Source organism: Amycolatopsis sp. NPDC104819, from assembly GCF_055583145.1.
Genome location: NZ_JBVJON010000024.1, coordinates 75,494 through 86,909, shown reverse-complemented (window position 1 = coordinate 86,909; position 11,416 = coordinate 75,494). Strand labels below are relative to the sequence as shown.

The window sequence follows — 11,416 nt, the reverse complement described above, 5'->3', positions numbered from 1 at the left end:
TTTCTTTTTTTTTTTTTTTTTTTTTTTTTGTTTTGGGGGGGGGGTTTGTCTGCCCCCCCCCCCCCCCCCCCCCCCCCCCCCCCCCCGACACAAAGGTCGCGGTCGGAGCGAGTTGAGACGCGGCCCGCTGCCGCGGGGTAGTCGCCGACGGCAGCTCGGCCGCGCGAATCCGACTTTGCCGGAACCCCGCCCAGGGAGGGCGGGCCCCGGCCGGTCGGGGGCGGGCTCGTGTTCCGGGCCCAAGTCGGCCGGGCGATGGCTCGTGTTCCGGGCCCAAGCTGGCCGGGGGATGGCTCGTGTTCCGGACCCAAGCCGGCCGGGGATGGCTTGTCTTCCGGGCCCAGCCGTCCCTCGACCTATCAGACGCGAGACCGCCCGGGCAGGTTGCGCTCACCGCTCGCGGCGGTCCGTCCGGCGCACGGGGCTCGGCTGTTCGCCGAGGTCACCGGGTACGGTGGCTCACCATGAGCGAGAAGATCCGGGTGGCGGTCGTGTTCGGCGGGCGCAGCAGCGAGCACACCATCTCGTGCCTGTCCGCGGGCAGTGTGCTGGGCAACCTCGACCCGGAGCGGTTCGAGGCGGTGCCGGTCGGGATCACCCGCGAAGGCCGCTGGGTGCTCGGCACCGGCGACTCCGCCCAGCTCGCCATCCGCGGCCGCGAACTCCCGTCCGTCGACGACGGCAAGGGCCTCGTCCTCGCCGGCGACCCGTCCAGCCAGGGCCTCGTGGCCGTCGAGCCCGGGCGCGAAAGCGAGCTGTTGTCCCAGGTGGACGTCGTCTTCCCGGTGCTGCACGGCGCCTTCGGCGAGGACGGCACCATCCAGGGCCTCCTCGAGCTCGCGGGAATCCCGTACGTCGGCCCCGGGGTGCTGGCCAGCGCGGCCGCCATGGACAAGGAGACGGCGAAGAAACTCCTTGCCGCGGAAGGGCTTCCGGTCGGCACTTTCGCCGCGCTCCGCCGTGACCAGTCCACTTTGGACGACGTCGACCGCGCCCGGCTGGGGCTGCCGGTGTTCGTCAAGCCGTCGCGCGCGGGTTCGTCGGTCGGGATCTCGCGCGTCGCGTCCTGGGCCGACCTGGACCCGGCCATCGAGCTGGCCCGCGCGACCGACCCGAAGGTTCTCGTGGAGGCGGCGGTCGTCGGCCGCGAGGTCGAGTGCGGTGTCCTCGAGTTCCCGGACGGCCGCGTCGAGGCGTCGCTGCCGGCCGAGATCCGGGTGCTGTCCGAGGACGAGGACGCCTGGTACGACTTCGAAACCAAGTACCTCGGCGACGACGCCGAGCTGGACATCCCGGCCAAGCTCGACGACGCCCTCACCGAGAAGCTCCGCGCAGTGGCGGTGGCGGCGTTCCGCGCGCTGGACTGCCAGGGCCTGGCCCGCGTCGACTTCTTCGTCGGCGAGGACGGCGAGCTGACCATCAACGAGGTCAACACGATGCCGGGCTTCACGACGAAGTCGGCCTACCCGAAGATGTGGGAGGTCACCGGCGTGGACTACGCGACGCTGCTGACCACGCTCATCGAGACGGCGGTCGCCCGGGGCACCGGCCTGCGCTGAGCGGCCCCCGACCTCAGGAGAACCGCAGCGGCCTGACCGGCAGCTTCGCCGCCACGGTGTCCGAGATCTGCTGCAGCGGTCCCGTCCCGGCGCTGTCCGGCACGGTCAGCGCCGCGTAGACCTCGCGGTCCACCACGTACCACGTCGACGCGCCGTCGCCCGGGACCTGGAGCCACTGGACCTTGTTCACCAGGCGCAGGGCCGCCGTCGGGGTCAGCTCCGGGGGGCGGCCCAGGCCGCAGCGCAGGACCAGCGGCTCCTGGTCACCCCAGGCGACCGTCGCCGGCGGGGCCGGGGAAGCCAGTGAACGGACCTTCAGCGCGGTGCCGTTCGACGTCAGCTCCGTCGGGACCGCGCCCAGCAGCGTCGTGCACGCCGGGGCCCCCGCCTCGGGGGCGGGCACCGGGACGAGCGGCAGCGCGCCGGCCTCCGGCTCCGAAGAGCGGTGGGTCAGCGCGAACACGGCGACGGCGACCGCCAGGGCGACGGCGAGCGCGGCTGCGGTGACGAGCACCACGCGGGGTGGCGCGCCGGTGTCGGAATCAGGCACCGGACCACTACACCACTGCTCAGAGATGGACCACCGGGCAGGTCAGCGTCCGCGTGATGCCCTCCACGTTCTGCACCTTCGCGACCACGAGCTGGCCCAGCTGGTCGACGCTGTCGGCGGCCGCGCGGACGATCACGTCGTACGGTCCGGTGACATCCTCCGAACTGGTGACGCCCGGGATGCTGGAGATCTCGGCCGCCACCGCGGCCGCCTTGCCGACCTCGGTCTGGATGAGGATGTATGCGTGGACCACGGCGCGCCCTTTCGTCGGGATCGGTCGGCTCAAGGTAGGAACGTATCGCCAGCTCACGGAAAAACATAGGGCATCCGACTATCGGTGATCGATCTTTGTCCCGATGGAGAAAGCAGAGGTGACCGGTGTCACCGAACGACGCAACGGTCGCCGAGACCGGCGAGTTCGCGCTCATCCGCGCTGTCACCGAAGGACGGCGCCAGCCACCCGGCACGCTGCTCGGGCCGGGGGACGACGCCGCCGTCGTCGCCGCGCCCGACGGCCGGGTGGTCGCCAGCACCGACGTCCTCGTGCAGGGGGTCCACTTCCGGCTCGACTGGTCGCCGCCCGGGCACGTCGGGCGCAAGGCCGTCGCGGTCAACCTGGCCGACATCGCCGCCATGGGCGCCACCCCGACGTCCGTCCTGGTCGGCCTCGCCTGCCCGCCGGACACCCCGCGCGAGGTCGTCACCGCGCTGGCCGACGGCATGTGGGCCGAGGCCGAGCGCGCCGGCATCGGCGTCTCCGGGGGCGACATGGTCCGCGCCGACCAGCTCGTGATCAGCGTCACGGCGCTCGGCGACCTGGGCGACCGCGAGCCGGTGACGCGCTCGGGCGCCCGGCCCGGCGACGTCCTCGCGGTCTGCGGACGGCTCGGCTGGGCCGCCGCCGGGCTGGCCGTGCTGGGTCGCGGGTTCCGGTCGCCGGTCGGCGTGGTCAACGCTCAGCGCTGCCCCGAGCCGCCCTACGAAGCCGGTCCCCGCGCCGCGCTGGCCGGCGCCACGGCCATGATCGACGTCTCCGACGGCCTGCTCGCCGACCTGGCCCACATCGGGGAAGCCTCCGGTGTCGGGATCGACGTCCGTACTGCCGACCTCGACGTGCCCGCGCGGCTCACCGAAGTCGGCGCCGCGCTCGGCGCCGACCCGCTGGACTGGGTGCTCACCGGTGGGGAGGATCACGCTCTTGTGGCCACCTTCCCGCCGTTCGCGGAGCTCCCCGAAGGTTGGCGCACGATCGGCGTGGTGACGATGGCCGACTCCGGGATCACCGTGGACGGCAAGCCTTTTACCCGAGATACCGGATGGACCCACTGGCGCTGAACTAAAGTCGGCGGACGTGAGAATCGTTCCGGTCCCCTACGACCACCCCGACGCGGTCAAGCTCATGGCCGCGGTGCAGCAGGTGTACGTCGAGCGCTACGGCGACGAAGACGCCACCCCGATGAGCCCGGCGGACTTCGATCCTCCGCAGGGCGTTTTCCTGGTCGGTTACCAGGGCGAGGAAGCGGTCGCCTGTGGCGCCTGGCGCGCGCACGACGGCCCGGCGCCGGACTTCCGGGACGGCGACGCCGAGTTCAAGCGGATGTACGTCGCCGATTCCGCCCGTGGCCGCGGGTTCGCGCGGATGATCCTGTCCGAGCTGGAGCGCACGGCGGCGCTGTGCGGGCGCAAGCGCGCGATCCTGGAGACCGGGACCAAGCAGCCCGAAGCCATCGCGCTGTACACGTCGTCGGGCTATGCCGAGATCCCGAAGTTCGGCGTGTACAAGGGCGAAGAGTCGAGCCGCTGCTACGGCAAGGACCTCACTTCGGTGTGAGCTTCAGCAGGGCCGCGGAGTGCGGACGCAGCACCGCGGAGACGTCGCTCCCGACGTCCTGGTGCGCCCACAGGTCCCGGACGTGCCACGAGCCGGGGACGTCCGCGGACACGGTCGCGGTGGTGGTGCCGGTGTTGAGCAGCACCACCGCGAACCCGCCGCCGGAAAGCGGTTTCCCCCACACCTGGTGACCCGCGCCGGCGGCGAGCCGGCGGCCCTGGCCGCCCGCGAAGTCCTGGTCGACGGCGATCGCCTCGGGGTTGCCCAGCGTCGCGAGGTCGGCGTCGCTCAGCTTCGCCGGGTCGGTCCCCGCGAACAGCGGCGCGTTCAGCACCGCCCAGACGCTGAAGTGGGCGCGGGCCTCGTCCGCGGTCAGCGTGCCGTTGCCGACCTGCAGCATGTCCGGGTCGTTCCAGCCGCCCGGCGCGCCGCTGTGGGTCGCGACGGCGGCCTGCTGGTCGATCGTCGTGAGCACCGAGTCCCAGGTCGCGACCAGGTCGTTCGTCGTCCGCCACAGGTTCGCGACCGGCCGCGCCCAGGTCCACGGGCTCGAGACGCCGTACTCGGAGATCGCGTAGACGATCGGGCGGGGCAGCGCGGCGAGCTCGTCGCGCATCTTCTCGAACGCCGTCTTCCGGTCGAGGCCGTCGATGGTGTCGGCGTTGCACCAGTCGTACTTGAGGTAGTCGACGCCCCAGCGGTCGAACGTCTCGGCGTCCTGGCGTTCGTGGCCCAGCGAGCCGATGCCGGCCGCCGGGTAGGCGTCGTTCGCCATCGCGCAGGTCCGGCTGCCGGGCACCGAGTAGATGCCGAAGAGCAGGCCGCGGGAGTGCACGTAGTCGGCGAGGTCGGCGATGCCGTGCGGGAACCGCGCCGGATCGGCTTCCAGCGAGCCGTCGGCGGCGCGTTTCGGCGCCTGCCAGCAGTCGTCGACGACGACGTAGCGGTAGCCGGCGTCCCGCAGCCCGGTGTCCGCGAGCGCGTCGGCCGCGCGCTTGACGACGTCCTCGGTGAGGTCGTGGCAGCGGACCTGGTTCCAGCTGTTCCAGCCCATCGGCGGGGTCGCGGCCAGGCCGTTCGCCAGGGCGGGCGACGCCGTCGGCAGGCTGAGCACCCAGGTCACCACGACGAGCAGGAGCACGAGGGCGGTGCTCCCGGTACTGGCTTTCCGGTTCGCGGTGATGCCGTGATCCAATCGCACCGCACGTGAAACCGCAGTCACCCGGAGGCGGCATGGCCATTTACGCACTCGGTGAGCTCGAGCCGACGATCCACCCCGACGCCTACGTCCACCCGGACGCGACGGTGATCGGCGACGTCCGGATCGGCGCGTTCGCGTCGGTGTGGCCGCAGACCGTCCTGCGCGGCGACCACGGGTACATCGAGATCGGCGAGCGGTCCAACGTCCAGGACGGCTGTGTCCTGCACTGCACCGAACGGCACCCGACGATCCTCGGGCCGTCGTCGGCGATCGGGCACTCGGTGCACGTCGAGGGCGCGACGATCGGCACCGGCTGCCTGATCGCGTCCGGCTCGGTGGTGCTCAACGGCTCGGTCGTCGAGGACGGCGGCATGGTCGGCGCCGGCGCGGTGCTGTCGTACGGGTCACACGTGAAGACCGGGGAGATCGCGCTCGGCGTGCCGGCGAAGACGCGGGAGAACAAGTCGTTCGGCGCGGAGAACATCGCCCTCGTCGTCGATTCGTACGTCCAGCGCGGGCAGCGGTTCCGCACCGAGCTGCGGCGCCTCGACCCGCGCGGGTGACGCCGGCCACGCCCGGTAAGCTCGCGGGCCGTGACCGCACGACCGCTTGAGGACATCGTCGAGGCAGGCTGGGCGCAGGCCCTCGCACCGGTGGCGCCGCAGGTCGCCGCGATGGGGGAGTTCCTCCGCGCGGAGATCGCCGCGGGCCGGACCTACCTGCCGGCGGGTGAGCACGTGCTGCGGGCGTTCAAGCAGCCGTTCCACGACGTCCGCGTGCTGATCGTCGGGCAGGACCCGTACCCGACGCCCGGGCACGCGGTCGGCCTGAGCTTCTCGGTGGCGCCGGACGTCCGGCCGATCCCGAAGAGCCTGGTCAACATCTACAAGGAGTACGCCGAGGACCTCGGCCACCCGCTCCCGGCCAACGGCGACCTGACGCCGTGGGCCGACCAGGGCGTCCTGCTGCTGAACAGGGCGCTGACGGTGCAGCCGGGCAAGTCGAACTCGCACCAGGGCAAGGGCTGGGAAGACGTCACCGAGCAGGCGATCAAGGCCCTCGCGGCCCGGTCGGAGCCGATGGTCGCGATCCTGTGGGGCCGCAACGCGCGCAACCTGCGCCCGATGCTCGGCGAGGTGCCGTGCATCGAGTCGGCGCACCCGAGCCCGCTCTCGGCGCACAACGGCTTCTTCGGGTCACGGCCGTTCAGCCGGGCCAACCAGCTCCTGGAGCAGCAGGGCGCGGCGCCGGTCGACTGGAAACTCCCGTAGGTTCGGTGTCCGGATCGCCGGTGGCGGCTCCGACCAAGGGGAAACGGACCCTGGAGGACACATGAACGTCACATCGGCCGACGGCACTTCCCTCTTCTTCGAGCAGCGCGGGAGCGGCGCGCCGGTCATCCTGATCGGCGGCGCGTTCAACGACCGCACGACGGTCGCCGGCCTGGCCGAAGTGCTGGCCACGGACTTCACGGCCATCACCTACGACCGGCGTGGCCGCGGCGACAGCGGTGACGCGCCGGCGTACACGGTGGACCGGGAGGTCGAGGACGTCGCGGCGCTGATCGCGCACGCCGGCGGCTCGGCTTCGGTGTTCGGGCACTCGTCGGGGGCGGTCCTCGCCCTGGAAGCGGCGGCCGCCGGACTGCCGATCGAGAAGCTGGTGGCGTACGAGCCGCCGTACGCGACCCCGGAGGAAGACCGGCCCGACGTCCTGGACGAGGTGCGCGCGCAGCTCGCGGCGGGGGACCGTGACGGCGCGGTGGCGACGTTCCTGGTGCTCGCGGGCACCCCGGAGGCGATGCTCGGCGGGATCAAGGCGTCCCCGGCGTGGGCCGGGCTGACGGCGCTCGCGCACACGCTCCCGTACGACCTGACGATCTGCGGCCCGGGCGGCCGCCCCCGCCTGGACCACCTGGCCCGCATCACGGCCCCGACGCTGGTGATCGGCGGCGGCGCGAGCCCGGAGCCGCTCAAGGCCGGCGCCCGCGTGGCCGCCGAGGCCATCCCCGGAGCCCGTCACGAGGTCCTGAAGGGGCAGGACCACGGCGTGCTCGCGTTCCCGGAGGCGCTGAAGCCGCTCCTGCTGGAGTTCCTTAAGTAAGGCCCCGCTTGAGGTGACCACACGAAAATGGCGGGTGCTCCGGAGAGCACCCGCCATTTTCGAACTCTTCTCGCCTCAGCCGCGAACGACCTTGCCCGCCTTGATGCACGAGGTGCACACGTTCAGGCGCTTGCGCTGGGACACACCCACCTTGGCGTGGACGGTCTGGATGTTCGGGTTCCACCGGCGGTTGGTACGGCGGTGGGAGTGCGAGACCGACTTGCCGAAGCCGGGTCCCTTGCCACAGACGTCGCACACGGCAGCCACGTCGAACTCCTTTGGATCTGGGTCATAGAAATGAGCCCAGATGCACTGGGCAACTCGACCATAGTAACTACTGGCTTCGCGAGGCCCCGCACCGGGTCGATACGCTGCCTCGGACCGGCTAGGAGGTTACGGGGTGCGGGTGCTGGACACGGCGGCGGTGTCGGCCTGGGCTGCGGGTTGTGTGCACAGCCTGGCGAGCCTGCGGCCGGCCATCAACGAGATCAACGTCTACCCCGTCGCGGACTCCGACACCGGCTCCAACATGCTCTTCACCATGACCGGCGCGGCCGCCGCACTCGACACCGCCGAGCCGGTGTCCGCCGCCGACGCGCTGAAGACCCTCGCCCGCGGCGCCGTCGCCTCGGCCAAGGGCAACTCCGGCGTGATCCTCTCCCAGGTCGTGCGCGGGCTGGCCGACCGCGCCGAGGGCGACCTGGACGGCGCGTGGCTGGCCCAGGCGCTCGGACACGCCGACGAGGTCGCCACCGGCGCCGTCAGCCGCCCGGTCGCCGGGACCATCCTCACCGTGCTGCACGCCGTCGCCCTCGCCGTGCGCGGGGACACCCGGTCGCTGACCGAGGTCGCCCTGGCGGCCGCGAAGGAAGCCGCGCACGCCCTCGAGAAGACGCCGCTGCAGCTGCCCGCGCTGGCCAGGGCCGGGGTCGTCGACGCCGGCGCCCGTGGGCTCGTCGCCGTCCTCGACGCCCTGGTCGGGGTGCTCACCGGCACCGCGCTCGAACGGGACCACGCGCTCGAAGTGCCCACGGCCGAAGAACAGGCCTACGCCTGGGAGGTCATGTACCTGCTCGACGGCGTCGAGGAGGCGAGCCTGCCGACCCTGCGCAAGGAGCTGAGCGGCCTTGGCGACAGCGTCACCGTGGCCGGTGACGGCTTGGGTAGCCACGCCGTGCACGTCCACTGCGCCGACATCGGCGCCGCCATCGAAGCCGGGCTCGCGCTGGGCCGGCCGCGCAGGATCCGCGTCGAGCCGCTGCTCACCCCGACCCCCATCGAGCCCGGTGGCGGGATCGACCGGACGGTCGTCGCCGTCGTGCACGGCGGCGGGCTCGCCGAGCTGCTGCGCGCCGAGAGCATCCCGGTCCTGGCCGTGCCCGAAGGCGAGACGCCGAGCGTCGAGGACGTGATCGGCCTGCTCAACGAGGCCGCCGGGCGGCACGTCACGGTGCTGCCGGGCAGCGTCGCGCTCACCGCGGCGGCCGACGTCGCGGCCGGGCACGCGATGGCCGCCGACCGCGACGTCGTGGTCATCCCGTGCGCGTCGCCGGTGCAGGTGCTGGCCGCCCTCGCCGTGCACGACGCCGGGCGCCGCACCAACGACGACGTCGTCGCGATGGCCGAAGCGGCCGCCGCGACCAGGCGTGGCGAACTGCGGATCGCGCGCGAGGAGTCGCTAACCTGGGTGGGCCGGGCCCAGTCCGGTGACGTCGTCGGCCTGGTCGACGACGAGGTGGTGCTGATCGAGCCCGCGCCCGCGTCGGAGACGAACCTGGTCGCGGCCGCGATGAAGGTGCTCAACCGGATGCTGGCGCTGGGCGGCGAGCTGGTGACGGTGCTGAGCGGGGCCGCCGCGCCGCCCGGGGTCGCCGAGGAGCTCGCGGACCAGCTGCGGCTGGAGCACCCCGAGGCGGAGCTGGCCGGCTACACCGGCGGCCAGGCGGAGGCCGTGCTGCTGATGGGAGTCGAATAGCCGATGGCCGGACTGCGCGACAAGCTGCCGTTGCTGCTCGGCGCCAAGACGGCGAAGGCGCTCGCCACGGCGTTGGACATCGAGACGGTCAGCGACCTGCTGCGCCACTACCCGCGCCGCTACGCCGAGCGCGGGGAGCTCACCGACATCGCGGGCCTCGAGCTCGGCGAGCACGCCACCGTGCTGGCGCGCATCGAAAAGGTGAGCAAGCGCCGGATGAAGGCCCGCAACGGCACCATCCTCGACATGGTGATCACCGACGGGAAACGCCGGCTCACCTGCGCCTTCTTCAACCAGGCGTGGCGGGAGAAGGAGCTGGTCCCCGGCAAGACGGGCCTCTTCGCCGGCAAGGTGTCCGCCTTCCGCGACACCCTGCAGCTGACCAACCCCGAGTACGAGCTGTTCGCCGCCGAGCGCGAGGCCGAGGCGATGGAGGACTTCCTCGCCGCGATCATCCCGGTCTACCCGGCGGCGCAGGGCATGCCGACGTGGTCGATCGCCAAGTGCGTGCGCCAGGTCCTCGACGTCCTCGAGGTCGACGACGACCCGATGCCGGCCGAGCTGCGCCGCCTGCACCGGCTGGCGGACCTCGACAACGCGCTGCGCGGCATCCACCGCCCCGAGAACTGGGCGCACCTGGAGGCGTCGAAGAAGCGGCTCAAGTGGGACGAGGCCATGGCCGTCCAGCTGATCTTCGCGCAGCGGCGGCATTCCGCGATCTCGCGCCCGGCCAAGGCGAACCCGCACACGACCGGTGGCCTGCTGGACGCGTTCGACAAGCGGCTGCCCTTCGACCTGACCGCGGGCCAGCGGGGGATCGGCGACGAGATCGCCGCGGACCTGGCCACCGAGCACCCGATGAACCGGCTGCTGCAGGGCGAGGTCGGCTCGGGCAAGACGGTCGTCGCGCTGCGGGCGATGCTGCAGGTCGTCGACAGCCGGCGGCAGGCCGCGATGCTCGCGCCGACCGAGGTCCTCGCCGCGCAGCACGCGCGGTCGCTGCGGGAGATGCTCGGCGACCTCGGGCAGGCGGGCGAGCTGGGCGCCGCGGAGAACGCCACGCGCGTCACGCTGCTCACCGGGTCGATGGGCGCGAAGGAGCGCAAGAAGTCGCTGCTGGAGATCGTCAGCGGGGAGGCGGGCATCGTCGTCGGCACCCACGCGCTGATCCAGGACCACGTCGAGTTCGCCGACCTCGGCCTCGCCGTCGTCGACGAGCAGCACCGCTTCGGCGTCGAGCAGCGGGACGCCCTGCGCACCCGCGGGGCCGGGGACACCAGCCCGCACGTCCTCGTCATGACGGCGACGCCGATCCCGCGCACGGTCGCGATGACCGTCTACGGCGACCTGGAGGTGTCGGCGCTGCGCGAGATGCCGGTCGGGCGGTCGCCGATCTCGACCACGGTCGTGCCGGTCGCCGAGAAGCCCGCCTGGTTCGACCGGATCTGGCAGCGCGTCCGGGAAGAGGTCGGCAAGGGGCACCAGGCCTATGTCGTCTGCCCGCGGATCGGCGACGAGCCGCCGTCGGACAAGAGTGACAAGCGGCCGCCGCTCGCGGTGCTCGACGTCGCGCCGGACCTGGAAAACGGGGCGCTGCAAGGGTTGCGTGTCGGTGTGCTGCACGGCCGGATGCACCCCGACGACAAGGACGCGGTGATGCGGGCCTTCTCCGCGGGCCAGCTCGACGTGCTTGTCGCGACCACGGTGATCGAGGTCGGGGTCAACGTGCCGAACGCGACCGCGATGGTGATCATGGACGCCGACCGCTTCGGCGTCAGCCAGTTGCACCAGCTGCGCGGCCGGGTCGGCCGGGGCAACAACCCCGGGGTCTGCCTGCTGGTCACCGAAGCCCTCGACGGCACGGCGACGCGCGAACGGCTGGCGGCGGTCGAGTCGACCACCGACGGCTTCGAGCTGTCACGCCTCGACCTCGAGCTGCGCCGCGAAGGCGACATCCTCGGCGCCGCGCAGTCCGGGAAGCGCTCGACGCTCAAGCTGCTGTCGCTGCTGCGCGACGAGGACGTGATCGCCGAGTCCCGGGCTTTGGCGCAGGAGATCGTCACGAAGGACCCGGAGCTGAAGAAGTACCGGGGGCTGGCGCAGCTGGTCGCCGACGTCGTCGACGTCGAGCGCGCGGAGTACCTGGAGAAGAGCTGATCCGCGCGGCCACCGTCGCCGACGCCCCGGCCATCGGCGA

At 72.3% G+C, this 11,416-nt stretch carries 12 protein-coding genes; 8 read left to right on the top strand and 4 right to left on the bottom strand.

Translation table 11 applies throughout. From position 1 onward, the window contains the following. The first annotated feature begins 464 nt into the window (after positions 1 to 464). The gene (locus ACZ63E_RS44470; protein WP_465342354.1) at positions 465 to 1,559 is read left to right on the top strand and encodes a D-alanine--D-alanine ligase family protein; all 1,095 of its coding nucleotides are present in this window, start codon (positions 465 to 467) and stop codon (positions 1,557 to 1,559) included. A 13-nt stretch (positions 1,560 to 1,572) separates the two neighbouring features. Here the strand turns inward: ACZ63E_RS44470 and ACZ63E_RS44465 are convergent, their stop codons facing one another. Both ACZ63E_RS44465 and ACZ63E_RS44460 read right to left on the bottom strand, forming a co-directional pair. Then, positions 1,573 to 2,109 (bottom strand): DUF3515 domain-containing protein, encoded by a 537-nt coding sequence (locus tag ACZ63E_RS44465; protein ID WP_465342353.1) that lies wholly within the window; start codon positions 2,107 to 2,109, stop codon positions 1,573 to 1,575. 19 nt (positions 2,110 to 2,128) lie between these two features. After that, positions 2,129 to 2,362, bottom strand: coding sequence for an Lrp/AsnC family transcriptional regulator (locus ACZ63E_RS44460; protein ID WP_125306405.1), 234 nt, complete (start codon positions 2,360 to 2,362; stop codon positions 2,129 to 2,131). A 125-nt stretch (positions 2,363 to 2,487) separates the two neighbouring features. On the opposite strand from ACZ63E_RS44460, the gene ACZ63E_RS44455 reads away from it, so the two are divergent. Together ACZ63E_RS44455 and ACZ63E_RS44450 are read left to right on the top strand one after the other, a co-directional pair. Next, positions 2,488 to 3,444, top strand: a complete 957-nt coding sequence (locus ACZ63E_RS44455) for a thiamine-phosphate kinase (protein ID WP_465342352.1) — start codon at positions 2,488 to 2,490, stop codon at positions 3,442 to 3,444. A gap of 16 nt (positions 3,445 to 3,460) precedes the next feature. Beyond that, complete coding sequence (locus ACZ63E_RS44450; RefSeq protein ID WP_465342350.1) at positions 3,461 to 3,940, top strand: GNAT family N-acetyltransferase; 480 nt, start codon at positions 3,461 to 3,463, stop codon at positions 3,938 to 3,940. Here ACZ63E_RS44450 and ACZ63E_RS44445 read toward each other — a convergent pair. Continuing rightward, positions 3,927 to 5,081: a glycoside hydrolase family 27 protein gene (locus ACZ63E_RS44445; RefSeq protein WP_465342349.1), complete on the bottom strand. Its 1,155-nt coding sequence runs from the start codon at positions 5,079 to 5,081 to the stop codon at positions 3,927 to 3,929. The genes ACZ63E_RS44450 and ACZ63E_RS44445 overlap by 14 nt on opposite strands. Before the next feature lie 92 nt (positions 5,082 to 5,173). On the opposite strand from ACZ63E_RS44445, the gene ACZ63E_RS44440 reads away from it, so the two are divergent. From ACZ63E_RS44440 to ACZ63E_RS44430, 3 genes are all read left to right on the top strand, one after another. Then, a complete protein-coding gene (locus ACZ63E_RS44440; protein WP_465342348.1) occupies positions 5,174 to 5,704 on the top strand; it encodes a gamma carbonic anhydrase family protein in 531 nt (176 codons plus the stop codon). 30 nt (positions 5,705 to 5,734) lie between these two features. Then, positions 5,735 to 6,412 carry a uracil-DNA glycosylase gene (locus ACZ63E_RS44435; protein ID WP_465342347.1) on the top strand — a complete coding sequence of 226 codons (678 nt, stop codon included), beginning with the start codon at positions 5,735 to 5,737 and terminating at the stop codon, positions 6,410 to 6,412. Positions 6,413 to 6,473: 61 nt separating this feature from the next. Further along, entirely contained in the window at positions 6,474 to 7,244 is a 771-nt protein-coding gene (locus ACZ63E_RS44430; RefSeq protein WP_465342346.1) for an alpha/beta fold hydrolase, read from the top strand. 75 nt (positions 7,245 to 7,319) lie between these two features. Here ACZ63E_RS44430 and rpmB read toward each other — a convergent pair whose 3' ends face one another. Beyond that, the gene (rpmB, locus tag ACZ63E_RS44425) at positions 7,320 to 7,511 is read right to left on the bottom strand and encodes a 50S ribosomal protein L28 (RefSeq protein ID WP_003091970.1); all 192 of its coding nucleotides are present in this window, start codon (positions 7,509 to 7,511) and stop codon (positions 7,320 to 7,322) included. Between the two features lie 133 nt (positions 7,512 to 7,644). Between rpmB and ACZ63E_RS44420 the strand changes: the two genes are divergently transcribed. Continuing rightward, the gene (locus ACZ63E_RS44420) at positions 7,645 to 9,219 is read left to right on the top strand and encodes a DAK2 domain-containing protein (protein ID WP_465342345.1); all 1,575 of its coding nucleotides are present in this window, start codon (positions 7,645 to 7,647) and stop codon (positions 9,217 to 9,219) included. 3 nt (positions 9,220 to 9,222) lie between these two features. Beyond that, a complete protein-coding gene (gene recG, locus ACZ63E_RS44415; RefSeq protein ID WP_465342344.1) occupies positions 9,223 to 11,376 on the top strand; it encodes an ATP-dependent DNA helicase RecG in 2,154 nt (717 codons plus the stop codon). Positions 11,377 to 11,416: the final 40 nt, after the last annotated feature.